This is a genomic window from Mesorhizobium sp. SP-1A (genome assembly GCF_032460275.1).
Taxonomy (GTDB): Bacteria; Pseudomonadota; Alphaproteobacteria; order Rhizobiales; family Rhizobiaceae; genus Mesorhizobium.
In genome coordinates this window covers 535565-562352 of record NZ_JAVXZD010000001.1, presented here as the reverse complement: position 1 = coordinate 562352, position 26788 = coordinate 535565, and the positions used below count along the sequence as shown (strand labels likewise).

General features: G+C 66.2%; 24 protein-coding genes. 6 read left to right on the top strand and 18 right to left on the bottom strand.

The annotated features are described in order from the left end of the window. Window positions 1-114 precede the first annotated feature (114 nt). Window positions 115-1269 (top strand): PA0069 family radical SAM protein, encoded by a 1155-nt coding sequence (locus QU595_RS02695; RefSeq protein ID WP_315918961.1) that lies wholly within the window; start codon window positions 115-117, stop codon window positions 1267-1269. 196 nt (window positions 1270-1465) lie between these two features. After that, a complete protein-coding gene (locus QU595_RS02690) occupies window positions 1466-2140 on the top strand; it encodes a ribonuclease HII (protein WP_315918959.1) in 675 nt (224 codons plus the stop codon). A gap of 366 nt (window positions 2141-2506) precedes the next feature. Here QU595_RS02690 and QU595_RS02685 read toward each other — a convergent pair whose 3' ends face one another. The 8 genes from QU595_RS02685 to QU595_RS02650 form a co-directional block, all read right to left on the bottom strand. Then, window positions 2507-2998 (bottom strand): F0F1 ATP synthase subunit B, encoded by a 492-nt coding sequence (locus QU595_RS02685; protein WP_315918958.1) that lies wholly within the window; start codon window positions 2996-2998, stop codon window positions 2507-2509. Window positions 2999-3008: 10 nt separating this feature from the next. After that, on the bottom strand, window positions 3009-3605 hold the full coding sequence (locus QU595_RS02680) for a F0F1 ATP synthase subunit B (RefSeq protein WP_315918957.1): 597 nt from the start codon (window positions 3603-3605) through the stop codon (window positions 3009-3011). A gap of 58 nt (window positions 3606-3663) precedes the next feature. Then, window positions 3664-3888, bottom strand: coding sequence for a F0F1 ATP synthase subunit C (locus QU595_RS02675; RefSeq protein ID WP_315918955.1), 225 nt, complete (start codon window positions 3886-3888; stop codon window positions 3664-3666). A gap of 64 nt (window positions 3889-3952) precedes the next feature. Beyond that, a complete protein-coding gene (locus QU595_RS02670; RefSeq protein WP_315918953.1) occupies window positions 3953-4711 on the bottom strand; it encodes a F0F1 ATP synthase subunit A in 759 nt (252 codons plus the stop codon). A gap of 68 nt (window positions 4712-4779) precedes the next feature. After that, window positions 4780-5181 (bottom strand): AtpZ/AtpI family protein, encoded by a 402-nt coding sequence (locus QU595_RS02665; protein ID WP_315918951.1) that lies wholly within the window; start codon window positions 5179-5181, stop codon window positions 4780-4782. Window positions 5182-5419: 238 nt separating this feature from the next. Then, window positions 5420-6604 carry a cell wall hydrolase gene (locus QU595_RS02660; RefSeq protein WP_315918949.1) on the bottom strand — a complete coding sequence of 395 codons (1185 nt, stop codon included), beginning with the start codon at window positions 6602-6604 and terminating at the stop codon, window positions 5420-5422. A gap of 226 nt (window positions 6605-6830) precedes the next feature. After that, window positions 6831-8267 (bottom strand): ribosome biogenesis GTPase Der, encoded by a 1437-nt coding sequence (gene der / locus QU595_RS02655; protein WP_315918948.1) that lies wholly within the window; start codon window positions 8265-8267, stop codon window positions 6831-6833. A gap of 19 nt (window positions 8268-8286) precedes the next feature. Beyond that, on the bottom strand, window positions 8287-8967 hold the full coding sequence (locus QU595_RS02650; protein ID WP_315920662.1) for a tetratricopeptide repeat protein: 681 nt from the start codon (window positions 8965-8967) through the stop codon (window positions 8287-8289). Window positions 8968-9155: 188 nt separating this feature from the next. On the opposite strand from QU595_RS02650, the gene QU595_RS02645 reads away from it, so the two are divergent. Continuing rightward, a complete protein-coding gene (locus QU595_RS02645) occupies window positions 9156-10148 on the top strand; it encodes a polysaccharide deacetylase (protein ID WP_315918946.1) in 993 nt (330 codons plus the stop codon). 24 nt (window positions 10149-10172) lie between these two features. Here the strand turns inward: QU595_RS02645 and sbmA are convergent, their stop codons facing one another. Together sbmA and QU595_RS02635 are read right to left on the bottom strand one after the other, a co-directional pair. Continuing rightward, the gene (gene sbmA / locus QU595_RS02640) at window positions 10173-11447 is read right to left on the bottom strand and encodes a peptide antibiotic transporter SbmA (RefSeq protein WP_315918945.1); all 1275 of its coding nucleotides are present in this window, start codon (window positions 11445-11447) and stop codon (window positions 10173-10175) included. 142 nt (window positions 11448-11589) lie between these two features. Then, window positions 11590-12759 (bottom strand): YbfB/YjiJ family MFS transporter, encoded by a 1170-nt coding sequence (locus tag QU595_RS02635; protein WP_315918943.1) that lies wholly within the window; start codon window positions 12757-12759, stop codon window positions 11590-11592. Between the two features lie 152 nt (window positions 12760-12911). Between QU595_RS02635 and QU595_RS02630 the strand changes: the two genes are divergently transcribed. Then, window positions 12912-14168, top strand: a complete 1257-nt coding sequence (locus QU595_RS02630) for an aminopeptidase (protein ID WP_315918942.1) — start codon at window positions 12912-12914, stop codon at window positions 14166-14168. 108 nt (window positions 14169-14276) lie between these two features. On the opposite strand, the gene QU595_RS02625 is transcribed toward QU595_RS02630, so the two are convergent. The 4 genes from QU595_RS02625 to QU595_RS02610 form a co-directional block, all read right to left on the bottom strand. Further along, window positions 14277-14630: an ArsC family reductase gene (locus tag QU595_RS02625; RefSeq protein ID WP_315918941.1), complete on the bottom strand. Its 354-nt coding sequence runs from the start codon at window positions 14628-14630 to the stop codon at window positions 14277-14279. 78 nt (window positions 14631-14708) lie between these two features. Beyond that, window positions 14709-17084 carry an aldehyde dehydrogenase family protein gene (locus QU595_RS02620; RefSeq protein WP_315918940.1) on the bottom strand — a complete coding sequence of 792 codons (2376 nt, stop codon included), beginning with the start codon at window positions 17082-17084 and terminating at the stop codon, window positions 14709-14711. Between the two features lie 22 nt (window positions 17085-17106). Further along, complete coding sequence (gene deoC, locus QU595_RS02615; protein ID WP_315918938.1) at window positions 17107-18120, bottom strand: deoxyribose-phosphate aldolase; 1014 nt, start codon at window positions 18118-18120, stop codon at window positions 17107-17109. A gap of 151 nt (window positions 18121-18271) precedes the next feature. After that, a complete protein-coding gene (locus QU595_RS02610) occupies window positions 18272-18913 on the bottom strand; it encodes a DNA-3-methyladenine glycosylase I (protein WP_315918936.1) in 642 nt (213 codons plus the stop codon). Window positions 18914-19123: 210 nt separating this feature from the next. Here QU595_RS02610 and QU595_RS02605 point away from each other — a divergent pair, with 210 nt between their 5' ends. Together QU595_RS02605 and QU595_RS02600 are read left to right on the top strand one after the other, a co-directional pair. Beyond that, window positions 19124-19870, top strand: a complete 747-nt coding sequence (locus QU595_RS02605) for a L,D-transpeptidase (protein WP_315918935.1) — start codon at window positions 19124-19126, stop codon at window positions 19868-19870. A gap of 259 nt (window positions 19871-20129) precedes the next feature. Beyond that, the gene (locus tag QU595_RS02600) at window positions 20130-21053 is read left to right on the top strand and encodes a bifunctional 5,10-methylenetetrahydrofolate dehydrogenase/5,10-methenyltetrahydrofolate cyclohydrolase (RefSeq protein ID WP_315918933.1); all 924 of its coding nucleotides are present in this window, start codon (window positions 20130-20132) and stop codon (window positions 21051-21053) included. A 12-nt stretch (window positions 21054-21065) separates the two neighbouring features. On the opposite strand, the gene glcF is transcribed toward QU595_RS02600, so the two are convergent. The 4 genes from glcF to QU595_RS02580 form a co-directional block, all read right to left on the bottom strand. Beyond that, window positions 21066-22388 carry a glycolate oxidase subunit GlcF gene (gene glcF, locus QU595_RS02595; protein ID WP_315918932.1) on the bottom strand — a complete coding sequence of 441 codons (1323 nt, stop codon included), beginning with the start codon at window positions 22386-22388 and terminating at the stop codon, window positions 21066-21068. A gap of 4 nt (window positions 22389-22392) precedes the next feature. Further along, window positions 22393-23610, bottom strand: coding sequence for a glycolate oxidase subunit GlcE (glcE, locus tag QU595_RS02590; protein ID WP_315918931.1), 1218 nt, complete (start codon window positions 23608-23610; stop codon window positions 22393-22395). A 46-nt stretch (window positions 23611-23656) separates the two neighbouring features. Continuing rightward, window positions 23657-25153 carry an FAD-linked oxidase C-terminal domain-containing protein gene (locus QU595_RS02585; RefSeq protein WP_315920660.1) on the bottom strand — a complete coding sequence of 499 codons (1497 nt, stop codon included), beginning with the start codon at window positions 25151-25153 and terminating at the stop codon, window positions 23657-23659. A 217-nt stretch (window positions 25154-25370) separates the two neighbouring features. Beyond that, the gene (locus tag QU595_RS02580; RefSeq protein WP_315918929.1) at window positions 25371-26675 is read right to left on the bottom strand and encodes a DUF3422 family protein; all 1305 of its coding nucleotides are present in this window, start codon (window positions 26673-26675) and stop codon (window positions 25371-25373) included. Window positions 26676-26788: the final 113 nt, after the last annotated feature.

The window sequence follows — 26788 nt, the reverse complement described above, 5'->3', positions numbered from 1 at the left end:
ATTTCCTCACCAGCTCCGCAAATGTTCTTGATATGTTCCGATCCTTGAGATAGGAATAATTTCATGAGACGAGCGATTCGACAGCCGGCAGACAGCCCTTTCGAGAGAGCGAAGATGGAACAGATCGTGCGCGCCGACATTGCGGCCTTCGGAGCAGGACGCGCCGAAATGGCAAATGCGATGATCGAGCAAAGCGGCGTGCGGGTGCGGCCCGAGCGCAATCGCGGCCGCTCGGCAGGCATCAATCCTTCCGGCCGTTTCGAGCCGGTGACGCGACATGTCTTCGACGATGGCTGGGATTCGCTCGAGGAATTGCCGCCGTTCAAGACCGAGGTGCAGGTGGAGAAGCCGCGCACCATCATCACGCGCAACGAATCTCCCGACATCTCCTTCGACCGCTCGATCAATCCCTATCGCGGCTGCGAGCATGGCTGCGTCTATTGCTTCGCGCGCCCGACCCACAGCTTCATGGGCCTGTCGCCCGGACTGGACTTCGAATCGAAGCTGTTCGCGAAGCCTGACGCCGCGCGGCTGCTCGACAAGGAATTGTCCAAGGCGGGATACCAGCCGCGCACCATCGCCATCGGCACCAATACCGATCCCTATCAGCCGGTCGAGCGGCAATGGCGCATCATGCGCGAGATCCTGGAGGTGCTGGAGGCGCGCGGGCACCCGGTCGGCATCGTGACGAAGTCGGCGCTGGTGGTGCGCGACATCGACATCCTGTCCCGCATGGCCGAACGGGGCCTGGCCAAGGTCGCGCTGTCGGTGACGACGATGGACCGCATGCTGGCCCGTACGATGGAGCCGCGTGCCTCGACGCCGACCAAGCGGCTGGAGGCGATCCGGCAACTGGCCGACGCGGGCATCCCGGCCTCGGTGATGGTGGCGCCGATCGTTCCGGGCCTGACCGATCAGGAAATGGAGCGCATCCTCGATTCGGCCTATTCGGCCGGCGCGCGCGAAGCGGGCTACGTGCTGTTGCGGCTGCCGCTGGAGGTCGCGCCGATCTTCAAGGACTGGCTGCTGCGGCACTATCCCGACCGCTACCGGCACGTGATGTCCCTGATCCGCTCGATGCGCGACGGCAAGGATTACGATTCGGAATGGGGCAAGCGCATGAAGGGCAGCGGCCCCTATGCCTGGCAGATCGGCCGGCGCTTCGAGATCGCGGCCAAGCGGCTGGGCCTCAATGCCGAGCGGCGGGTGCTGAGGACCGACCAGTTCGTGCCTGCCGCAAGGGAAAACGAACAGCTGATGCTTTTGTGACATCGGCACATGGTCGTTGTGCCGCGCGGGTGATCCCGCCTCGCCCGCGAAATGCTCATCGGTCCCGCCGCCTGTCGCGAGGCCACCGTATCCGTCCGGCCTGTCCCCCCGCTGCCGACGGCGCCCGCGACTCGACGCCCCACCCGGGTCGCCGGGCCTTGCGGAGAATCGGGGCCGATGCGAACCTCGCCGCACCATGGCTCGCGCGCGCCCCGATTCTCCGCCTCTGTTCGAAATAATCGAAAGGCCCGACTTTTCGGTCGAGACCAGGGCGATATCGCAGGGCATCTGGCCAGTGGCCGGGATGGACGAGGCCGGTCGCGGCCCGCTCGCGGGCCCGGTAGTGGCCGCCGCGGTGGTGCTCGACCCCCAGAACATCCCGGACGGGCTGGACGATTCGAAGCGCCTGAGCTTCGAGCAGCGCGAAGCGTTGTTCCAGAACATAATGGCAAGCGCCCTCGGCATCTCGATGGCGTCGGTTTCCGCCGAGGGCATCGACGCCACCAACATCCTGCGGGCCAGCCTGGAGGCGATGCGCCGGGCGCTGTGCGGCCTTGCACTGCGGCCCAAGCTGGCACTGGCCGACGGCCGCGACGTGCCGCCCGGCCTGCCCTGCGAGGGCCGCGCCCTGATCAAGGGCGACCAGCGCTCACAATCGATCGCCGCCGCCTCGATCGTGGCCAAGGTGATGCGCGACCGCATGATGGCCGATTGCGGGCGCCGTCACGTGCATTACGGCTTCGAACTGCATATGGGCTATGCCACTGCCCGGCATCGCGCGGCCATCGAGATCCACGGTCCGGTGGCCAGGCTCCACCGCACCTCCTTCGCCCCCTTCCGGCTCGGCGCCGTAGAAATCGCCGAGGGGTAGCCCGACCGGGCTGCGCGTTCCAGGCCGGTGCCCGATTTCCGTCCGGAACAAACGGAAGATCGTTTCGATCTTCCATGAACGGTCTACGATCACGGCTTTGGAGGGTGCTTCCAGCCCGCTCCATCTTATCATTTGATTTTGCCGTCACGTCATTTAGCCGTGATTCCGCGCCGGAATGCCGCCGACGGCAAAACACTCCTTCGCAGGCCCGGAGCAACACGGGAACTCGAACAAGAAAACTCCTGCCCATCGTTCCCGCGCGGCCCTCCCGGTTCGATCAGGCCTCGCCATGCCCGCAATGAAAAGAGCCGCCGGGTTGCCCCGGCGGCTCTTGAAATCCAGGCGGACAAGACGTCGCCGAACGGCTCAGTTCAGCTTGGCCTTCACGTCGCTCAGGGAAGCCTTGAACAGTTCGGCGCCGGTCTTGGCGTCGATCTTGGAGGCAAGCACCTGACGAGCCGCTTCCACCGCCAGATCGACGGCGCTGGCGCGCACTTCGGCGATCGCCTCGCGCTCGGCCTGGCCGATCTTCTGCTCGGCGAGCGCGGTGCGGCGCGCGACGTAGTCCTCGGTGCGCTTGTGCGCCTCTTCGCCCAGCGTCGCCGCCTCGCGCTTGGCGGCCTCGACGATGTCGGCGGCCTCCTGCTCGGCCTGCTTGCGCTTCTTCTGGTACTCGGCCAGCAGGGCCTGCGCTTCCTCGCGCAGGTTGCGGGCGTCGTCCAGCTCGCTGCGGATGCGGTCGGCGCGCGCGTCAAGCGATTTCGAGAGCGCGGCCGGGACTTTGACGTAGATGACGATGGCGACGAAGATCAGCAGCGCGATCGTCGCCCACATCGTCGCGAGGGAGGTTGCGTCCATGGCGATCTCCTCAGCGGCCCGCCGCCACGGCGGCAGCGATCGCGGACTTGTCGGCCTTGCCGACGAGTTGCTCGACGATGGCCGTCGCGGTGCTTTCGGCAATGGTGCCGACATCCTTCATGGCGCTGGCCTTGATGTCGGCAATGCGCTTCTCGGCTTCGGCGAGCTTCGTTTCGAGCCCGGCCTCGACGGCCTTGCGCGCGTCCTCGGCCTCGGCCTTGGCCGCATCGCGGGCCTGCTGGCCGATCGCGTTGGCGTTGGCCTTGGCCTCGGCCAGTGCCTGCTCGTAAGCCGCCACAGCCGCGTCGGCCTCGCCCTTCAGCTTGGCTGCCTGGTCGAGATCGCGCGCGATCCGGCCGGAGCGTTCCTCGAGGATGCCGCCGAGACGCGGCAGCGCGACCTTCTTCAGGAACAGGTAGAACAGGCCGAACGTGATCGCCAGCCAGAGGATCTGCGAGGGGAACGTCGCCGGGTTGAAGGGCGGGAAAGTGCCTCCTTCATGCCCGGCATTGCCCGGCACCTCGGTGCCGGCATGCGTGCCTTCGGCGCCCGCGCCGCTTTCGACGGCAGGCGCGGCCTCTTGCCCATAGGCAGGTGTCACGAACATCACGTCGTTCCTATCATTCGGGCCGGCCGCCCGGCGGCCAGGCCCACAGACGACCCAATCAGCCGAACAGCGCCAGCAGAGCGATGAGCAGCGAGAAGATGCCCAGAGCTTCCGTCACGGCGAAGCCGAAGATCAGGCGGCCGAACTGGCCGTCGGCGGCCGACGGATTGCGCAGCGCGCCCGCCAGGTAGCTGCCGAAGATGTTGCCCAGGCCGATGCCCGCGCCACCCATGCCGAGGCAGGCGATGCCGGCGCCGATGTACTTTGCTGCTTCAACTTCCATGTCCAACTCCTTTGAAATCTGGAAAAGCTTCGATGCGATCCGGCGAACACCCGCCGGCAGGTTCCTAGTGCGACGGATGCAGCGCGTCGTTGAGATACATGCAGGTCAGCACGGCGAAAACGTAAGCCTGCAGCGCGGCCACCAGCACCTCGAGCGCGGTGATCGCGACGGCCATGAAGAGCGGCAGCACGGCGCCGGCGACGCCGACGGCGCCCATCGCGCTCAGCGACACCACGAAGCCCGCGAACACCTTCAGGGTGATGTGGCCGGCCAGCATGTTGGCGAAAAGACGGACGGAGAGGCTGACCGGGCGCGACAGGAAGGAAACGACCTCGATCAGCACCACGAGCGGCATCAGGACGCCGGGCACGCCTTCCGGCACGAACAGCTTGAGGAAGCCGAAGCCGTGCTTGGCGAAGCCGTAGACGATGACGGTGCCGATCACCAGGATCGCCAGCGCGAAGGTGACGATGATGTGGCTGGTGACGGTGAAGAAATAGGGGAACAGGCCGAGCAGGTTGGCGACCAGCACGAACATGAACAGCGAGAACACGAACGGGAAGAAGCGCATGCCTTGCGTGCCGGCGGCATCGCGCAGCATGGAAGCGACGAACTCGTAGGTCATCTCCGACATGGACTGGAAGCGCGAGGGAACCAGCGAGCGGCTCGACGTCGAGAACACCAGGAAGGCCGAAGCGACGAGCACGGCCACGACCATGAACAGGGAGGAATTGGTGAAGGAAAGGTCGTAGCCGCCGACGTGGATCGGGACGATGGTGTTGATATGGAACTGGTGGATCGGATCGACCTTGTCAGCTGCCACTTTTTCAATCCCCTTGAAGGCCGGCGGCCCTCTCACTTCAGTCAGCCACTGGAAAGCGGCGCCTCAATTCATTTGTCCGGGTCCGAGCGCGGCTTTCGGCCCTGCCCGAACTCGGCAACAAGCCCCGCAGAGCGCAGGACATTCAAAATGCCGGCACCGAAACCGAGCAGCAGGAACACGATCAGCCCCCAGGGCGACGTGCCTGCCATACGGTCGACGATCCAGCCAATGGCAACGCCAACAGCTATGCCGGCGATGAACTCGCTGGACAGCTTGAATGCCTGCGCATACCCGACGGGACGCTCGGCCTTCGCTGCACCTTCCCCCTCGAGCCGGTCCGGCAGCCTGGTCGCAAGCGATGCTCCAAGCTCGCGCCGGCGGCGCTCAAGTTCCTCGTCGCGGACGCCGGCATCGTGCTGGCGGGCCGGGTCTTTGCCTCCGGTTCCGGCTGGCCCATGCTCATCGGCCATCGCAACCTCCCTGCCCGGCCGGAACGCCATCGTTCGGCCGCTTCAAGTCGCGGGCAACATAGTTAGAGCCCCCTTTCGCGTCAAGCCGAGGGCCAAGCTTTACCCGAAACAATTTCGCGCTGTTAAATCAATGGCTTATTGGAGTGCGACATCGTGCCCGCCGCCCGTCGCGCTTCCCGGCAGGCGAATCCGACCCGCCGCGGCGCCGGCAGGCGGGCTTGACGAGACGGAATCCTGGTCAGCTCCAGCCGCCGCCATAGGTGCGGTAGAAGATGTGCAGGCCGATGCGGGTCATCTTCTTCATGTAGCGTGCCCAGCCCGGACGCACATAGGCGGCGTAATAGTGGGTGGACGATCCGACCTCCGGCAGGAAGATCTTGCCGGCGGTGACGGCCATAGCGATGTCCTGCGCGGTCTTGTAGTATTTCGGCTCGGTGACGCGATGCCGGCGGCCGTCGCAGGCGAAGGAGAACTGGCAGGCGTTGAGCCAGTGGCGGTTCTGGTAGACGACGTCGCAGATCGACCCCGGATAGGCCGGATTGCGCACGCGGTTCAGCACCACCTGGGCCACGGCGGCCTGGCCGCGCAGCGACTCGGAGCGCGCCTCGAAATAGATGGCCTCGGCCAGGCAGGCCTGCTCCTTCTTGGAAAACACGCTGGCCGGCAACGGGTTCTGGATCCACCAATGATCGCCCTTGGCCATGGGCGGTATGAAGCGGCCGTCCTGCGGCTGTTCGTCCTTCAAAAGCGCCTCGAACGGCGAGGATTTGGCATAGTCCGGCTCCGCGGGCGCATAGGCCGTGGCCAGCACGTCGGCCTTGTCGCTGGTGACCAGCGAAGCCAGCATGGAGGGCACGCCGGAAGTGGTCTTCCCGTCTTCGCGCAAGTGGAAGGCGGAGGCGATTTCGACCTCCTTGCCCTTGATGGCCGGCTTGGCGAAGGCGAGCTTCAGGCCGCTGTCGAGCGAGGGGCGCAGCAACGACGAGGTGCGCTGGAATATGGAGCCCGCGGAAAAGTTCTTCGGCGGCGCCACCGGAGCGATCTGGACGATGCGGTTCTTCTTGTCGCCGCGCACGACGCGGTCCTCGTCCGGGGTCTCGCCCACCACCCCGCTCTTGCCCACGAAGGCGACGTGGCCGACGCCGGGCAGATCGACGCCGGACCCCGAGATCGAGCCGGTGACGGCGTCGCCGTCGGCGAAGGGCATCTGCGCGGCGTGCACGGAGCCGGCGACGGCTTTCTCGACATAGGCGTTCCAGCGCGCGTTGGGCGCTTCCAGGCCGGAGACAAGGCTGGTCATGTCCTGATAGGCGGCGACGGTCGGAAAGCCGACCCATATGCCGAGACCGAGAAGGAAAGGCGCAAGCAGCGAACGCTTCCCTTCGGCAGCGGCTCGCAGCCGCTCAAGACGAAGTCGATGCACGGAACTCTCCAGGACGCGACTGAACCCCACTGGAGGATCACAATGCCTCGTTAACCTTGATGGATTGTTAATAGCGGCGACGTTAGGCGATTGAATTCGCTAACGAAATCTTAACGATAGCGGCTGCGCGAACTCCCTCCGGCCGTACCGGAGACCTGCAAACGAGGACAGAGCGTTGCCGGGCCGGCGGCACGCGCAACCGGTCACCTGCTGCCGCGATGTTTGCTCAGCTCTTTTTGCGCGCGCGTCCCGCGAAGGGATTGTCGGAAGTCCTCAGCGCGATGCGGATCGGCACGCCGGGCATGTCGAAGGCCTCGCGCAGGCTGTTCGTCAGATAGCGCACATAGGATTGCGGCATGGCGTCCGGCCGCGAGCAGGACACGACGAAGCCCGGCGGGCGGGTCTTGGCCTGGGTGATGTAGCGGACCTTGAGACGCCGCCCGGCGACGGCAGGCGGCGGATGGTGCGCGAGGATGCGCTCCAGCCAGCGGTTCAGGCGCCCGGTGGAGACGCGGCTGTTCCAGACCTTGTGCGTCCGCAGGACCGCGTCCATCAGCTTGTCTAGGCCGCGGCCGGTTTCGGCGGAAACCGGAACGGCCTGGATGCCGCGCGCCTGCGGCAGAAGCCGCTCGGTCTTCTCACGCAGTTCGGCAAGCAATTGCTGGGGGCTGTCGACGAGGTCCCACTTGTTGAAGGCGATGACCGGAGCGCGGCCTTCACGGATGATGAGGTCGGCGATCTGCAGGTCCTGCTTCTCGAAGGGGATGGTGGCGTCGAGCACGATGATGACGACCTCGGCGAAGCGGATCGCGCGCAGGCCGTCGGCCACCGACAGCTTCTCGAGCTTCTCCTGGACCCTGGCCTTGCGGCGCATGCCGGCGGTGTCGAACAGCTTGATGCGGCGCCCGTGCCAGTCCCAGTCCACCGAAATGGAGTCGCGGGTGATGCCGGCTTCCGGGCCGGTCAGGAGCCGCTCCTCGCCGATCAGCGCATTGATGAGCGTGGACTTGCCGGCATTCGGCCTGCCGACCATCGCAATGCGCAGCGGCTTCGTCTCGTCATAGGCCGGCACCTCCTCGGCGTCGGGATCGGCGATATCCTCGCCGATCAGGACCTCGCTGGAGGCGATGTCGTCGTCGTCCTCTTCATCCTCGCCGAACGCCCGTTCGTCGCCGAGCGCAGCGATGACGGCATCGCGCAGATCCGGCAGGCCCTGGCCGTGCTCGGCCGAAACCGGGATCGGCTCGCCGAGTCCGAGTTCCCAGGCCTCCAGCATGCCGCCCTGGGCGCCGCGCGCCTCGGCCTTGTTGGCGACCAGCACAACGGGCTTGCCCGAGCGGCGCACCACCTCCGCAAACGTGCGGTCGTCGGGCATCAGCCCTGCCTTGGCGTCCATCAGGAAGAAGATCAGGTCCGCTTCCTCTATGGCGATCTCGGTCTGGGCGCGCATGCGGCCGGACAAGCTCGCGGCCGGCGCATCCTCGAAGCCTGCGGTGTCGATCACGTCGAAGACAAGATCGTAGAGCTTGGCCGGATGGACGCGGCGGTCGCGCGTCACGCCGGGCGTATCGTCGACCAATGCCAGTTTGCGGCCGGCGAGGCGGTTGAAAAGCGTCGACTTGCCGACGTTAGGCCGACCTATGATGGCGACTTTGAAGCTCATCGATCGACACGGGGGGCCGTCACGACGCCGTGTCCGACTTGGCGTTGCCGGAGCCGCGGATCAGTTCGGCCATCATCGAGGCGCGCTGGCGCGCGTTGCGCGGCGCGGCTTCGTCGGCGGCGATCTGGTCGAACAGCTTCAGCGCATCCTTGGCCTTGCCTTCCTTCCAGGCGGACAGGCCGAGCGCCTCGCGCGCGGTGCTGCGCAGCGGGTTGGCGTCGTCGGTCAACTGCTCGACGCGGGCCGAAACCTCGGCGTAGGAGCCGTGATCGACCAGCAGCAGACCGGCCCGCAGGCGCGCCACGTCGCGCAGGGCGGCCGGAATCGCGGTGTCGGCGGCCACGGCGTCGAAATCCTTGACGGCGCCGTCGACATCGCCCCTGTCGGCCTTGACCGTGGCGGCGCGCATGCGCGCCAGAAGCGGATAGGCGCCGTAGCCGTCCTTCTCCAGCTGGGCAAAGGCGGCCAGGGCCTCGTCGTTCTTGCCGCTGTTGGCCAGAAGCAGCGCCTGCGAGTAGGCGTCGCCCGAGGCGTTGGCGCGGCTTTCGTCCCAATAGCGGTAGCCGACGAAGACGGCGGTGCCCAGCACCACCAGCACGGCGGCGGCGATCAGGATGGGGCCGAAACGGTCCCACAGCGCCCTTGCCTGTTCCTTGCGAAGCTCTTCATTGACTTCGCGGATGAAACTGTCGTCGGTCATGCTCAAGCCGTTGACGCCCGAAGGCGGTTGGATGGAGCCCGCGTTGTAGCTGAAATTCGCCGGCATGGAAGGGGGCGCGCCGGAAATTCGGCAAACAGACGCAAGGCCGCGAACCGTGCGTCGCGGACGCATCGAGGCCACATTTGACCCCTAACCACGGCGTCTTTGTGAATAATCGTGTCAGTTTCATGTTCCGTCCCCTAGCCGCATCGTTTTTCGCCCTATTGACCACCGCAACGGCCGCGCTTGCCGATCCGCCCGGCCCGCCCGCCAAGCCGAAACAGGTGGTCATCATCTCCTTCGACAGCGCGCAGGACATCGCCCAGTGGAAGCGCAGCCGCGCGCTGGCGGCCCGCACCGGCGCGCATTTCACCTATTTCCTGTCCTGCGTGTTCCTGCTCTCGCCCGAAACCCGCAAGCAATATACCGCCCCGCACAAGCAGCCCGGACGTTCCAATATCGGCTTTGCCGCATCCAAGGAGGAAGTGGCCGAACGGCTGGAGCAGATCAGCCTGGCGGCCGGGGAAGGCCACGACATCGGCAGCCATGCCTGCGGGCATTTCGACGGCAAGGACTGGTCGAAGGCCGACTGGCTGTCGGAATTCGCATCCTTCCGCCATGTGCTGGAGAACGCCTATTCGATCAACGGCATCTCGCCCGAGCCGCCCGGCTGGCGCGACTTGGCCGCCAAGGCTGCGGTCGGTTTCCGCGCGCCCTACCTGTCGGCCGGCAAGGCGCTGCACCAGGCGCTTGCCGCAGACGGCTTCCGCTACGACGCCAGCGGCGTCTCGCGCGGCCCGGTCGCGCCGACGCAAAGCGACGGCATCACGCAGTTTTCGCTGCCGCTCATTCCCGAGGGGCCGAAAGCCCGGCCGGTGATCGCGATGGACTACAATCTGTTCGTGCGCCATTCCGGCGGCTTCGACAGGCCGGGAGAAGCCAAGGCGTTCGAGGAGCGCGCCTACCACGCCTTCCGCGCCACTTTCGACAAGGAATATGGCGGCGGCCGCATCCCGTTCCAGCTCGGCTTCCACTTCACGCAGATGAACGACGGCGCCTACTGGAATGCGCTCGAGCGGTTCGCCGACGAGGTGTGCGTGAAGGCCGACGTCGCCTGCATCTCCTTCCGCGACTATGTGGACATGCAGGACAGGGCCCGCGAAGCCAAGATGGGCGGCTGAGCCTCCGCCCGCCCCGCAGCGCGGTCAGGTCGCCGGTTGGTCTTCGGCTCGCAGTCCGGCCTCCTTACGCTCCAGATAGTGCCGGTCGATCTCCGGGAGCGGCGCCCCCTCCAGCGTCGCCTCGAAGGCACGCAGGCGCTTGTGCACCGACTGCAACTCCACGATGGTCGACCAGGAATTCAGCAGGAACTGGAGCGATCCGGTCACCCGTCCGAAGGCGTTCGAGATCTGGTTGAGGGCGCCGAAGGTAATCTTGTGCGCGACCAGCGACGGACCAAGGATGATGAAGGAGAAGATGTTGTCGGCTTGAAGGTATGTGTACCGCACGACGTTGAAATAGATGTAGTGGAAATAGAGCCGGAAGTAGTTCCTCCGAACGTTGTCGAACAGTTCGACGGTGGTCTCGGGCTGGGCGCGATCGTCATGGTCTTCGCCGTAGACCAGTTCCTTTCGATAAGCCGCCTCGACGCGCTGGTTGCGGAATTGCAGGCCCGGCAGCTTCATGCCGGCAACCATGACCGCCACCGTGCCGAACAGGCACCAGAACAACGCCGCGACGACGAGCGGCTGCGGCACCGCGCCGATGATCGGCAGTTCGGTGATGTGCTGCTGCAAGGCGATCATGACCGGCAGGAAGGCGATCAGCGTCATGATCGACTGGACGAAACTCGAGCCCAGGTCTTCCATGATTTGCGAAAAGCGCATCGTATCTTCCTGGATGCGCTGCGATGCACCCTCGATGTGCCGCAGCTGCGCCCAATAGGCCATGAAATAGTTGTTCATGGCCGTGCGCCAGCGGAAGATCCAATGGCTGACGATGAAGGCGTTGACGACCGAGACATTCATGCCGATCAGCGCGAGCCATGCGAAGCTGGCCGCGCCCTGATAGAACTCGGCGTTGGTCGATTTTCCGGTGCCCGACATCAACCCCTGCACATAGTCGAAGAATGGTCCATACCAGTTGTTGACGGCCACCGAGACCTGCACGTTGAAATAGATCAGGAACAGGATGACGGCAGTGACCAGGATGGACCAGTTCTGCCAGGGGTGAGGCGAATACCAGCGCCAGAAGGCATAGAAGATCGCCACGCCGAGCGCGAAATAGATGTAGAACCACAGGAATGGCTTCGACCAGAAGACGCTGATGCCGATGATCGGCGGCGTGTTCGGGTCCACACCCAGTCCGATGGCCGAGCCCACCCGCTCGCCGCCAAAGAACCACAGCAGGACCAGAAACAGGCTCCAGGCGGCGGCGCTAGTGAAGAACAGCTTCGGCCTGGGAAAAAACGATACGAACACCGGGCAATTCCTTGATAGCGCGCGGGGCGATTGCGATTCGACGGCATCAAGTCACAGTTTTTGCGGCAAAGGAATGGTGTCGGCGCCTTTGGGCAAATTACATTATCGTCAGCTTCAGAGCCGGTTCGGCCGCCCGAAAGCCTCAGGCACCTCTTTTCGCCGACCACACGACCAGGCCGGAGGCCAGCAGAACGATCGCCGCCGCAAGCGAAGGGAGAAAGAAGGAGCCCGAACGCTCGGCCAGCATGCCCGCAGCGATCGGCCCCAATATCTGGCCGACGCCGAAGGATGCCGTCATCAGCGCCAGCACGCGGCGCGGCGAGCGGGGCGCGAGCAGCCGTCCCGCCTGGAGCCCCAGCGCCGTCGCGGCGATGAAGGTCAGTCCCAGCAGCACGCCGCCGAGCAGCGGCCCCGCCGTTCCGCCCATCGACACGCTGGCGGCGACGCCTACCGCCTCCACGAGGCAGGCCGCAAGATAGGCGCCGTACAGCCCGGCCCGGCGGGCCACCTTCTGCCAGAGCCAGAGCGAAGGCAGCACGGAGATGCCGGTCGCCAGCCACACCATGGCCTCGAACACCCTTCCGCCGCCGCCCTGCCGCACGATGGCGATGAGAAAAGTGGCGGTGACGACATAGCCGATGCCGAACAGGCCGTAGCCGGCGGTGACCTTGACCAGCGGCGCAGTCCAGGCGAGCGCCGGCTCGCGGCCCGGTTCTCCGCCATGATCGACGTGCACGGCAGGGCCGCGATCGATCAGCAGCGCGACCGGTACGAAGCCGAGCGCGGAGATCGCGGCAGACCAGAACCAGCCCGCCCGCCAGTCGGCGTGATGGGTCACGAGGATCGCCATCAGCGCCGAGGACAGGGCGATGCCCAGCCCGACGCCGGCGAAATGCGCCGTCTGGAGGCCGGGCCGTCCGGCAACCGCCATATGGCTCATGACGATGCTGGAGAGGAACACCATGACGAAGGCGCTGGCGATGCCGGCCAGGAAACGGATGGCGAGAAAGGCCGGCATCCAGCCGGTCAATCCCATCAGGCCGGCCAGAACCGCGCTGGCGGCGAGGCCGGCGAGCATGATTGCGCGCTCGCGGCCATGCGCCCAGCCGCCGGCCGCGGCGAGCGCGCCGAGCAGATAGCCGAGATAATTGGCCGAGGCGATCCAGCCGGCGCCGGCCGCCGAAAGATGCAGTTCCTCCATCATGCCGGGCAGGATCGGGGTGTAGACGAAGCGGCCTATGCCCATGGCGACGGCCATCGCGACGACGCCGCCGATGGCGAAGCGGAGCGGAGAAGGAGCAGCCGGTTTCATGGCGGCCCACGATACGAGGCCCCTGCCCCGAGACAACCGGGTTTGCGTGCGATCTCCGGGTTTCGATTGTGCCAGCATTCGGCGGTGGAAAGCGCGCCAGGCCGGGTCTATGTAGAAAGGGCAAGTCAATCAGCAACCGACAGGCAGGCCCCATGACCACCCACGCACGCGATTTTTCCGCTTCGATCGATCCGGTGAAGCTCGACAGGCTGGCCGAGGTGGTGGTCAAGGTCGGGTTGCAGTTGCAGCCGGGCCAGGACCTGGTGCTGACCTCGTCCATTCCGGCGCTGCCGCTGACGCGCAAGATCGTGGAGCACGCCTACAAGGCCGGCGCCGGACTGGTGACGCCGATCTTTTCCGACGACGAGATGACGCTGGCGCGCTTCCGCTACGGCGCCGACGCCAGTTTCGACTGCGCCGCCGGCTGGCTCTACGAGGGCATGGCCAAGGCGTTCTCGCAGAACGCGGCGCGGCTGGCGGTGCGTGGCGACGACCCGTCGCTGCTGTCGGGACAGGACCCGGCCAAGGTGGCGCGCGCCAACAAGGCCAACTCCACCGCCTATCAGCCGGCGCTGGAGAAGATCACCGGCTTCGACATCAACTGGAACATCGTCGCCTATCCGGAACTCGCCTGGGCCAAGCAGGTGTTTCCGGGCGAAAGCGACGACGTTGCCGTGGCGAAGCTCGCCGACGCGATCTTCTCTGCCAGCCGCGTGGACGGCGACGACCCGATCGGCGCATGGGCCGCGCACAACGCGGCTTTGAAGGCGCGCACCGACTGGCTGAACGGCCACCGCTTCCATGCCCTGCACTTCACCGGGCCGGGCACGGACCTGACCGTGGGCCTGGCCGACGAGCATGAATGGATGGGCGGCGCCTCGACCGCCAAGAACGGCGTCACCTGCAACCCCAACATCCCGACAGAGGAAGTGTTCACCACGCCGCATGCACGGCGCGTCTCCGGCCATGTTTCGTCCACCAAGCCGCTATCCTACCAGGGCACGCTGATCGACGAGATTTCGGTGCGCTTCGAGGACGGCCGCATCGTCGAGGCCAAGGCGACCAAGGGCGAGGACGTGCTGAAGAAGGTGCTCGACACCGACGAGGGCGCGCGGCGGCTCGGCGAAGTGGCGCTGGTGCCCAATTCGTCGCCGATCTCGAAGAGCGGCATCCTGTTCTACAACACGCTGTTCGACGAGAACGCGTCCTGCCACATCGCGCTCGGCCAGTGCTACTCCAAGTGCTTCCTGAACGGCGACAAGCTGACGCCGGACGAGATCGCGGCGCGCGGCGGCAACAAGAGCCTCATCCATATCGACTGGATGATCGGCTCGGGCCAGGTGGATATAGACGGCGTGCACGCGGATGGACGCAAGGTGCCGGTGATGCGCAAGGGCGAATGGGCCTGAGAAACCGGCGGACTGTTTCGGGGCGGCAGGGTCCGACGCCTTGCCTATCGTCATTCCGGGCAAGCGCCGCGAACCGGCGAGCCGGTCCCGGGATGACGCCGGTCTATCCTACGCCTTGGCGAACGCCTCGGCATAGGTGTCCGGCTTAAACCCCACGAGCAGCCGGTCGCCCAGGTCGAGCACCGGGCGCTTGATCATGGTGGGATTGGCCAGCATCAGCGCCTTCGCCTTCTTCGCATCCAGCCCTTGCTTTTCCGCATCGGAAAGGGCGCGGAAGGTGGCGCTCGACCTGTTGAGCAGCACCTCCCAGCCGAGTTCCTTGATCCACGCGTCCAGCCGGCCGGCTTCGAGCCCCTGCTGGCGGTAGTCATGGAAGGCATAGTCCACGCCATGGCCCTCAAGCCAGGTGCGGGCCTTCTTGATCGTGTCGCAGTTCGGGATGCCGTACATTGTGATGGCCAAGGCGCTGCCCCTATCCTCTCAATCGGAACACGGCCTAGCCGATTCGAACGGCGGAGTCAGGGGCGCGCAACCTGAGATCTATTCGCCGTAGGGCACCCAGATATTCTTGACCTGCGTGGCGCGCGCGAGGAACTCCCTGCCCTCCCCTTGCAACGGCGAAAACCAGTCCCGCTGCACCGTTTCGGCCCAGACCTGCTTGAGGTTGCCGGCGGACGCCTTCTCGATAGCCCCGGTCGCCGCGCGCGGCCCGAAATACCACATGCCGTCGATTTCCTCGTGCCTGGCCAGTTCCAGCGCGAGCGCGTCACGATCTCCGGTCACGATATTGACGACGCCGCCCGGCACGTCGGAGGTTTCCAGCACCTGGTAGAAGTCGGTCGCGGCGAGCGCCTGGGCGGCGGAAGGCACCACGACCACGCGATTGCCCATGGCGATGGCCGGCGCAAAGGTGGAGACGAGGCCGAGCAGGCCGAGCTCTTCCGGACAGGCGATGCCGAGTATGCCGAGCGGTTCGTTCATGGCGAGCGCCACACCGCGCAAGGGCGGCTTGTGCACGGCGCCGTCGAACTTGTCGGCCCAGGCGCCGTAGGAGAACAGGCGTGACACGCTTGCCGCCACTTCCTTCGCCGCGTCCGGCTTGCGCTTGCCGCTCATGGCGGCAAGCCGGTCCGCGAACTCGGCCGCGCGGGCCTCCAGGTTCTCGGCGATGTAGTAGAGGATCTGCGCGCGGTTGTGCTCGGTCGCCGTGCCCCAGGAGGCAGCCTTGCGCGCGGCTTCGACCGCGTTGCGGATGTCCTTGCGGTTGCCCTCGCCCACCTCGCCGATCAGCGCGCCCGAAGGCGAAACCACGGCGCGCGAATAGCCGCCATCCGGCCTTGCCTGCTTGCCGCCGATATAAAGCTTGGCCGTGCGGTCGATGAAGCCGGTGGAGACGACGTCGCCGGTCGGCTCAGGCGCCTGCCCGGCGACGAGCGGCCTGGCCTTGGCCAGCCATCTCGGCTTGCAATAGGCGGATAGCCCTTCGCGCCCGCCTTCCCGGCCGTAGCCGGATTCCTTGTAGCCGCCGAAGTCGACGCCGGCATCGAACATGTTGGTGCCGTTGACCCAGACCACGCCGCATTTCAGCTTCGGCGCAATGTCCAGCGCCAGCGACAGCGTCTCGCTCCAGATCGAGGCCGCCAACCCGTATTCGGTGTTGTTGGCAAGCTCAACGGCCTCGGCCGGCGTGCGGAAGGTGGTGGCGACGAGCACGGGGCCGAAGATCTCGACGCGCGAGACCGTCGAGGCCGGGTGCACGCCGGTGAGCAGCGTCGGTGGATAGAAGCAGCCCTTCGCCGGGATTCCCGCCCTGGGCTGATGCAGCTCGGCGCCTTCCTTCACGCCGGTCTCGACCAGCGTCCTGATACGCTCGAGCTGGACGGGGTGGACGATGGCGCCGATGTCGATGGCCTTGTCCAGCGGATCGCCGACCCGCAACGTCTCCATGCGGGCGGTGAGCTTCGCAACGAAACGGTTGTGGATGCTTTCCTGCACCAGGAGACGCGAGCCGGCGCAGCAGACCTGCCCCTGGTTGAACCAGATGGCGTCCACCACGCCTTCCACCGCCGCGTCGAGGTCGGCGTCGTCGAAGACGATGAAGGGCGACTTGCCGCCGAGTTCCAGCGTCAGGCTCTTGCCCGAGCCGGCCGTCGCCTCGCGGATGATGCGCCCTACTTCCGTGGAGCCGGTGAATGCGATCTTGGCGATGCCGGGATGATTGACGATGGCTTCGCCGGTGGTCCCGTCGCCGGTGACGATGTTGACCACGCCGTCCGGCAGGCCGGCCTTCTGGCACATCTCGGCGAACAGCAGCGCGGTCAAAGACGTGTATTCGGCCGGTTTCAGCACCACGGTATTGCCGAGCGCGATGGCAGGCGCGATCTTCCACGCCAGCATCAGCAGCGGGAAATTCCACGGAATGATCTGGCCGCAGACGCCGAGCGGCTCCCTGTCGGCCAGCTCCGTTTCCATGAGCTGCGCCCAGCCGGCATGGTAGTAGAAATGTCGGGCGACCAGCGGAATGTCGATGTCGCGCGTCTCGCGGATCGGCTTGCCGTTGTCGAGCGATTCCAGCACCGCGAACAGGCGGCTGTGGCGCTGCACCAGACGCGCCAGCGCATAGAGGTAGCGCGCGCGCTGGTGGCCCGAGAGCGCCGCCCATGCCGGCTGCGCTTTGGCGGCCGCCTTCACCGCGGCATCGACATCGGCAGCACCTGCCTGCGCGACCCTGACCAGCGCCTCGCCGGTAGCCGGCGCGATGGTCTCGAAACTCTCGCCGGATTTCGCCTTTCGCCATTGGCCGCCGACGAACAGCTTCGTCTCGCCCCCGAGGCCCTTGATCCAGGCGCGCGCTTCCCTGTCGCTTTCGGGGGCAGGTCCGTATTCCATCGTGTCGAGGATTTCCGCGATCGACATTCTTCTCTCTCCCCTCGCCGGATCAGGCCATGGCGTGGTGGCTGAAGGCCGCATAGCGGCCGGTGACGTAATGTTCGAGCTGGCGCTCGATGTCGGCCAGCAGCGAGGAGGCACCGAAGCGGAACAGATTGGGCTGGAGCCAATCGTTGCCCAGTTCCTCCTTCACCAGCGCCAGATAGGCGAGCGCGTCCTTGGCGGTGGAGATGCCGCCGGCGGGCTTGTAGCCGACGATATGGCCGGTCATTTCGCGATAGTCGCGGATGGCGCGCAACATGGTCAGGGTCACCGGCAGCGTGGCGTTGACCGCCTCCTTGCCGGTCGAGGTCTTGATGAAATCCGAACCGGCCATCATCGCCACCCATGAAGCGCGCGCCACGTTGCGCAGCGTCTGCAAATCGCCCGTGGCGAGGATGGTCTTCATATGCGCCGGGCCGCAGGCCTCCTTGCAGGCCTTCACCTCGTCGTAGAGCGCCTGCCAGTTGCCGCTCAGCGCATATTCGCGGGTGATGACGATGTCGATCTCCCTGGCGCCGGCAGTCACCGAGGCCTCGATCTCCTTCAGCCGCGTCTCCAGCGGCGAAAGCCCTGCCGGAAAGCCGGTGGAAACGGCGGCGACCGGAATGCCCGATCCCTTCAGCGCATCCACCGCCGTGGCAACGAAACGATGGTAGACGCAGACCGCCCCGGTGGTGATGCTGCGCCCGCCCAGCCCGAGAGCCTCCCGCACATCGTCGCGCAGGGGATGGCGCGCCTTGGCGCAGAGCCGTCGCACGCGCCCTTCGGTATCGTCGCCGTTCAGGGTGGTGAGGTCGATGCACTGGATCGCCCGCACCAGCCATGCCGCCTGCCATTCCTTCTTGACCGTGCGGCGCCCGGCCAGCGTCGCGGTCCGACGTTCCGCGGCAGACAGGTTCACCCGCACCGCCTCCACCGGATCGAGCGAAAACGGCACAGCCGGATTGTAGGGGTGCGGCTGGTTGGCGAAACCGGCCGTTGCGGGTGGCGCCTTGTCCGCGCGCTTCTCGACCACGTTCATCTGGCAACTCCCTTGCGCTTCGGGCGCAACGCATTTTGCGCGAATCCGGGCTTCCGCCAAGGGGCGCGCCGCGCAAACTCACGGCATGGAGAATAGACGTTCGGCCATATGCCCGGCAATGCCGGCGTCGGGCCGCTGTCGGCAGCCGTTGTCAGATCCTCAGTCGGGGCCGCAGGAACGCCGCACGTTGCGCCTCGACCTTCTCCCGGCAGACGCAGCCTTCGAGATGGTCGTTGACCAGGCCCATGGCCTGCATGAAGGCATAGACGGTGGTCGGGCCGACGAAGCTCCAGCCGCGCTTCTTCAAGTCCTTGGACAACCGCACCGACACCGCCGTGGTCGGATTGGCGCGCAGATGGGCGAGGTCCACGACTTTTGGGCGCTGGTCCGGACCGGGCTCGAAGCTCCAGAAGTAGGCGGCCAGCGAGCCGGTTTCATCGGCCAGTTCGCGCGCCCGCCTGGCATTGTTGATGGTCGAGGCGATCTTGCCGCGATGGCGGATGATGCCGGCATTGGCCAGCAGGCGCTCGATATCGGCCTCTCCGAAGCGGGCGACGCGCTCGAAATCGAAGCCTTCGAAGGCTTCGCGGAAATTCTCGCGCTTGCGCAGTATGGTCAGCCACGACAGGCCCGACTGGAAGCCTTCCAGGCAGATCTTCTCGAACAGGCGAGTGTCGTCGGCCATCGGCCGGCCCCATTCGTGATCGTGATAATGCAGATAATCCGGCAGGTTGCCGTGCCAGAAGCAGCGCAATGCCCCGTCCGGGCCGGCAACCAGACCTTCTTCGCTCATCGCCGCATCCCTCTCCTGCGCTGGCCTTTACCGGCGCTTTACCAGATTCCTGAACCGGGCGGTAACCACACCGAAAGCTTTCCCGAAACGGTGCAATTTTACCGACCCGCGATTCACCATTCGGTTGCCTGTGCGCGCCACGATGCAACCCCAAGCCGGGCACGGACACCCGTTTCCGGCGCGTGGCGGTCAAGTTCGAGAGTGCGTCCGATGAAAGAAGCTTTTTTATGCCTGCTCGGGGCGACGGCATTGCTGGTGGCGGGCCCGACACCTTCTGCGGCCAACGACCGCTACATGGAGCGGCCCCCGGTGATGGTGAGCCCGGACCTTTCCGCGCCCTGGGTGCTCCAGCTCGGCGGCCAGCAGGGCATGGTGCGGTTGCGGCAGCAGCGGCCGGGCTACCGCCAGGTCGTGCCGCAGGTGCGGACCCAGCCCGACAGGATCCGCACGGCTGCCATGGTGCGGCCGGCCGAAAAGCGGGTGGTCGCCCGCCGGCAGATCGATCCGGTCTATCTGCCGCAGGAGGTCGCCTATGACGGTCCGCAGAAGCCCGGCACCATCATCATCGATACGCGCCAGAACTTCCTCTATCTGGTCGAGCGGGACGGCAGGGCCCGGCGCTACGGCGTGGGCACCGGCAAGCCCGGCTTCGAATGGGCCGGCACCCACAAGATCAGCGAGAAGCGCGAATGGCCGGACTGGCGCCCGCCGGCCGAGATGATCGCGCGGGAAAAGGCCAAGGGCAAATATCTGCCGACCTATCTTGCCGGCGGCATCGAGAACCCGCTCGGCGCGCGCGCACTCTATCTCGGCTCGACGCTCTATCGCATCCACGGCACCAACCAGCCCTGGACCATAGGCGGCGCCGTCTCTTCGGGCTGCATCCGCATGCGCAACGAGGATGTGGTCGATCTTTATGAACGGGTGAAGGTTGGAACCACGGTCGTTGTGATGTAGCTTCCGTGCCGGATTGCGATCCGGGGTCGATTCCCGGATCGTCGCAGGGACAACGGGGGACGGGCCATGTGGGGACATGGCCGGTCGCGAAAGGGCAGCCGGTGAAAGCCGTGCTGCCCTTTTCGTTGGCGGACCGTTAGCGGACCGCCGGGCCGGTGTACCGGCACGCAGGAAATAAATTTTACTTTGGCATTGTCATCGAGGACATGGAATTGTTATGTCCCGGCCTATCCGGGTTTTTCAAAAAGCGGGATTGACGATGTCATCGTCCAGCGACAGTCGCTATCTCAAGGGCGGCCCAGTGGCCAAGCGCATCCTCGCTTCGGTACGCGAGGCGGCGGAGCAGGCGCGAAACGAGGGATTTCCGCCCAAGCTGGTTTCCATCACCGTCGGCGATGTCGCGGCGGTGGAGGTCTACGTGCGCAACCAGCGCGCCAAGGCGGAGCTCGCCGGCATCGACTTCGAGGAGCGCAGCTTCCCCGCCGACCTGACGGCAGCGGAGCTTGAAGCCGCCATCCACGGCATGAACGCCGATCCGCGCGTCACCGGCATCATCATCCAGCGCCCGGTGCCGCCGCATATCCCGATCAAGGCGTTGCAGGCCGCCGTGCATCCGCTGAAGGATGTCGAGGGCATGCACCCGGCGTCGATCGGCAACATCGTCTACAACCAGCTCGATCTGGCGCCCTGCACGGCCGCCGCATCGGTGGAACTGCTGAAGGAGACCGGGCTCGACCTGAAGGGTTTGGAAGTCGTGGTCGTCGGCCATTCCGAGATCGTCGGCAAGCCCATCGCCTTCCTGTTGATGAGCGAAGGCGCGACGGTGACCGTCTGCCACCACATGACGCGCTCCGTCGCCGCGCATGCACGCCGTGCCGACGCGCTTTTCGTGGCGGTCGGCAAGCCGCGGCTGATCAAGGCCGACATGGTGAAGCCGGGCGCGGCCGTCATCGACATCGGCATCAATGCCGAGACGCTGCCCGACGGATCGACCCGGATCGTCGGCGACGTCGATGCCGACAGCGTCAAGGAGGTCGCTTCCTGGATCACGCCGGTGCCGGGCGGCGTCGGCCCGCTGACCGTGGCGATCCTGATGCGCAACACCATGGTGGCGCTGAACCGCCAGCGCGCGGCCTATGAAGCGACCTATGCGACCGGTCCTTCGAAACTCGCGGCGGAATAGGCCGATTTAGGCTCAGCGCGCCGTCCTTTTCCGGTTGGCCTCTGCAAGTTCCTCCGGCCTGGGCCCGCCATAGGCCCAGTCGAGCAACTGCACGGTGTGCACCACCGGCAGCCGGGTCGCCGCGGCGATCTGTGTGATGCAGCCGATATTGCCGGTGGCGACGACCTCGGCGCCAGTGGCCTCGATGTTCCCGACCTTGCGGTCACGCAGGCGCGCGGAAATCTCCGGCTGCAGGATGTTGTAGGTCCCGGCCGAGCCGCAGCACAGATGCCCCTCGCGCGGCTCCCTGACGACGAAGCCGGCCCGCGCCAGCAATTCCTTCGGCTGGCGCGTGATCTTCTGGCCGTGCTGCATGGAGCAGGCCGAATGATAGGCGACCACGGTGCCCGGCCTGTTCGCCGGATCCGGCAGGTCGAGTCCGGCCAGATATTCGGTCACGTCCTTCGCCAGCGCCGAAACCACCGCCGCCTTTGCGGCATAGGCGGGATCAAGGCGCAGCATGAAGCCGTAATCCTTGATGGTGGTGCCGCAGCCCGAGGCGGTGATGACGATGGCGTCGAGCCCGCCATTGTCGATCTCGCGCGTCCAGGCGTCGACGTTCCGGCGCGCGAAGGCAAGTGCGGCCTCCTCCCGGCCCATATGGTGGGCGAGCGCGCCGCAGCAGCCCTCCCCGTCCGGCTGCACGACCTCGATGCCCAGGCGGTTCAGCAGCGAAACGGTGGCTTCGTTGATGGCGGGGTCCAGCACCTGTTGCGCGCACCCCGCCAGCAGGGCGACGCGTCCTTTTGCTCCCGAAGGCATGGAGCCCTCGGCCTTTGCGGCGGAGGCAGCCGGAATTGCTGCGGGCGCAAGCCTGAGCATCGCCGCCAACGGCTTCAGGGCCGGAACCCTTTCGAGCAGCCCCGCGAAGGGCTTGCCGAGCTTCGCCAGCTTCAGCGCAGCGCGGAAGCGCGACGGATAGGGCAGCACGAAGGCCAGCATCGCGCGGATCAGCCGGTCCGGCAGCGGACGGCGATAGGTCTTCTCGATATGGACGCGGGCGTGATCGACCAGATGCATGTAGTTCACGCCTGAGGGGCAGGTCGTCATGCAGGACAGGCAGGACAGGCAGCGGTCGATATGGGTGACCGTTTCCCTGTCGGCGGCGCGGCCGTTCTCCAGCATGTCCTTGATGAGGTAGATGCGCCCGCGCGGACTGTCCAGTTCGTTGCCGAGCGTCACGTAGGTCGGGCAGGTGGCGGTGCAGAAGCCGCAATGCACGCATTTGCGCAGGATTTTTTCCGATTCCGCGACATGCGGGTCCGCAAGCTGGGCTTGTGAAAAACTGGTCTGCATCGTTCTAGGCCGCGTCTCTGCCTTCCCGGCCCATGCGGTCGGGATTGAGGATGTCCTTCGGGTCGAATTCGGCCTTGAGGCGCCCCGAGAGCGCCGCCAGGGCCGGCGGCTGCGGCTCGAAGACCGGGACCGCGGCGCGATCCGCCAGCGCCGCGCGCACCAGCGTGGCGTGGCCACCGCCGAAATTCTTCACCAATGCGCGCAGGAGTTCGGCCTCCGGCTCGCCCGATTCCATGGAAAGCCAGACCAGACCGCCCTGCCAGTCGTAGAAGGCCGAGACGGGCGCCCGCATGCGCAGCGCCATCACCATCTGATGCGCCTGTGACGGCGCCATGGAAACGCGCCATAACGGCTTGTCGCCGCCAGCGAATGGAACGCAATCGCGCACCTCGCGCCACAGGGCGCGCGAGGCTTCGTGCGCGATCTCTTCCAGCGGGCCGGCATTCTTCAGCAGGTTTTCCAGCATTTCGACGCGCGCCGAAACGGAAGGGCCGAAGCCTTCCACGCGCAGCAGCGTCGCGGGCTGGCTGCCCAGGCCGCCGACCTTCGAGACAGCCGGATAGGGCAGATGCACGGCACTCGAGACCTCCGCGCTGGAGCCGAGCGCCAGCGCCATCGCGGCGACCGCGAGATCGTCCAGCAGGCCGCGGACGGCCACGGTCCTTTCAGTTTCTGCGGCCGGCAGCACCTTGAAAGTGACATCGGTCAGCACGGCCAGCGTGCCCCACGACCCGGCCATCGCTTTCGAGAGATCATAGCCGGTGACGTTCTTGACCACGCGCCCGCCGGACTTGAACGCCTCGCCGCGGCCGGAAACGGCATTTATGCCGAGGATATGGTCGCGCGCCGCGCCGGCCTTCAGCCGCCGTGGACCGGAAACATTGGCGGCCAGCACGCCGCCGATGGTGCCGCGTCCCGGCGGCTGGCCGAAGAGCGGGCCGTAGTCCATCGGCTCGAAGGCGAGCTGCTGCTTGTTGTCAGCCAGCAGGGTCTCGATTTCCACAAGCGGCGTGCCGGCCCGGGCCGACAGCACCAGTTCGGCCGGTTCGTAGAGCGTGATGCCGGAAAGCTTCGACAGGTCGAGCACATGTTCCGTCTGCAACGGCCGGCCGATACCACGCTTCGAGCCGTGCCCGAGGATTTCGAGCGGGGCTTCTTCTGCGGCGGCCCATTGCACGGCAGCGAGCACTTCCTCGGCTGTGGCGGGCGTGAAGCTGGTCATGGGTGCGGGTCGCAAGCAGATAGGCAGGGAGCAGAGGGGAAAAGCATCAAAACCTCGGAATGTCCGGGAACGGCAGCTTGCCGGCGTGGATATGCATGCGGCCGAGTTCGGCGCAGCGGCGCAGTTTCGGGAACATCTTGCCCGGATTGAGCAGATGGTTCGGATCGAAGGCGCATTTGACCCGCATCTGCTGGTCGAGATCGATCTGGTCGAACATCTCCGGCATCAGGTCGCGCTTTTCCACGCCGACGCCGTGCTCGCCGGTCAGCACGCCGCCGACCTTGACGCACAGCCGCAAAATGTCGGCGCCGAACTGCTCGGCCTTGTGCAATTCGCCGGGTTTGTTGGCGTCATAGAGGATCAGCGGATGCAGGTTGCCGTCACCGGCGTGGAAGACATTGGCGACGCCGAGCCCGTATTTTTCCGATAGCTCACGCATGCCGGCGAGCACCTTCGGCAGTTCCTTGCGCGGAATGGTGCCGTCCATGCAGTAATAGTCCGGCGAGATGCGGCCCACCGCCGGAAACGCCGCCTTGCGGCCGGCCCAGAAGGCCAGCCGCTCCTGTTCGTCGGCGGAAATGCGGCAGGTGGTGGAGCCGTTGCCGATGGCGATGGCCTCCACCGCGCCGATGAGATGATCCACCTCGACGGCCGGGCCATCCAGTTCGACGATCAGCAGCGCCTCGCAATTCAGGGGATAGCCGGCGCGGACGAAATCCTCGGCGGCGCGGATGGCGGGACCGTCCATCATCTCCATGCCGCCGGGAATGATGCCGGCGCCGATGATGTCGGCCACGCATTGGCCTGCCTGCTCGCTGGTCGGGAAGCCGATCAGCAGCGCGCGCGCCGTGTCCGGCCTCTTGAGGATCCGCACGGTGACCTCCGTCACCACGCCGAGCAGCCCTTCCGAGCCGGTCATGACGCCAAGCAGGTCGTAGCCTTCCGCATCCAGATGCTTGCCGCCGAGGCGCACCACCTCGCCGTTCATCAGCACCATCTCGATGCCGAGCACATTGTTGGCGGTGAGGCCGTATTTCAGGCAGTGCACACCGCCGGAATTCTCCGCGACATTGCCGCCGATGGAACAGGCGATCTGCGAGGACGGATCGGGCGCATAATAGAAGCCGTCCGCCTCGACCGCGTTGGTGATGCCCAGATTGGTGACGCCGGGCTGCGCCGTCACCGTGCGGTTGGGATAGTCGATCTCGAGGATGCGGTTGAAGCGGCTCATCACCAGCAGGACCGCATCTTCCAGCGGCAACGCCCCGCCCGACAGCGAGGTGCCCGAGCCGCGCGGCACGACGCGGATCTCGCGCTCGTCGCAATATCTGAGGATGCGGGACACCTGCGCCACCGTTTCGGGCAGCACCACGACCAGCGGCAATTGCCGGTAGGCGGTCAGCCCGTCCGTCTCGAAGGCCCGCATTTCGCTGACCGTGTCGACGACGCCTTCGCCGGGCACGATGGCACGCATGTCGGCGACGATCTCCGCGCGGCGGGCGAGCGTCGCCTCCTGCGGTTTCGGCATGGCCGGTGCGGACATGATGGCCTCCCGCTGCAAGTCCCCGTCAAGCATGCCCGCTTTCCGCAAAACGCTTCAAGCTTTTCGGGCCACGCTCCAAAGTGGTAAAAAGCTTTTACCTGTTGGCCGCCGCGCATGCAAACCGTGCTTTCGGCGAAGCGGGTCTGGGCAGATGGAAAACACCTTCCGCAGCGTCAAATGGCCGCTGGCGCCCGGCACGGCAACAGGCGGCCGGCAATCAATGCTCGGCGTGGGAATGGCGGATGCGGCGCACGCCCCACCAGACAGCCAGCAAAACGCCCGGTACCGAGAGACCGGTGACCACTTCCGGCGCGACGGCATGGCCGAAAATCGTGGCGCCCTTGGCGAGATAGCCGATCAGGCCGACGACATAATAGGAGACCGCCGCCACGGACAGGCCCTCGACCGTCTGTTGGAGGCGCAGTTGCAGGCGGGCGCGATTGTTCATGGAGGCGAGCAGGTCGCGGTTCTGCCTTTCCACCTCGACATCGACCCAGGTGCGCAAGAGCGTGGTGGCGCGGGTGAGCTTGCGCGACAGGTTCGCCTGGCGTTCCTCCACCGAGCGGCAGGTGCGCATGGCCGGCGCCATGCGGCGGCGCAGGAAACCGGCCCAGGTGTCGTAGCCGGGCACCGCCTCTTCCTCCAGCGCCTCCAGCCGCTCGCGCACGATGCCGTCATAGGCGCGGCTGGCGCCGAAACGGTAGAGGCTGGAGGCGGCGTCCGCTTCCAGTTCGGCGGCAAGCTCGGTCAGGTCTGCAAGCAGTTTCTGGTTGTCGCGGGTTTCGGCCGCCTTCATCTCGCGCGTGATGACTGCCAGCTTGTCCTCGATGCGCCGCACCCTGACCGACAGCGAAAGCGCCAGCGGCAGGCCCAGCATGGCGAGCGTGCGATACGTCTCGATGTCCACCAGCCTTTGCGACAGCGCGCCGGTGCTGGCCGGCGTCAAGCCACGGTCCAGTATCAGCATGCGGGTCAGGCCGTCGCCGTCCTGGCGGAAGTCGGTGACGATCGCCGCCTTGCCGCGCTCGACCAGCGAATAGCACAGGCTCGTCGGATCGAAGCCCGCGATCAGTTTCTCGGCGGCCGCGGTCCATTTGCGGATCTCCAGCCGGATGCCGGAAATGACCGTACCGGGCGGGGAAAAGCCGTTGCCGAAGGGCGAATCCTCCTGCGCACGGCCGGCTTCGGCCAGCGATCCCTCCCACAGATAGGTCGAGAACTCGGTGTGCCGCTCCCAGCGCAGCGAGCCGTTGCCCCATTTCATGGCATGGTGGCGGGCCTGCTTGTCCGGCGCTGCGATGCCGACGCGCATGGAGAGTTCGGTCAGCACGGCGTGGTCAACGCCGGTTCCGCCCTCGGTCACGAAGGAAAGCTGGATCAGCACGCGCGGCGCCGCCACAAGCGGGTGCGGCCGGGCATGGACCTCGCCCAGCGCGCCGGAGCGCCCGCCATGTGCGGGGAACCCCATTACGGAGCCGCTGGCGCGCGGCCGGAATTCCAGGCTGGACGGATTTTCCGACACGATCGTTCCCCGCGGCTTCCTTGGCCTGCAAACGACACTCCTCTAGAGCATTTTGCAGCAAGGTGGAATTGCCTTGCACCGCACAAATGCGGCCGGTTCCACTTTTCGGGAAC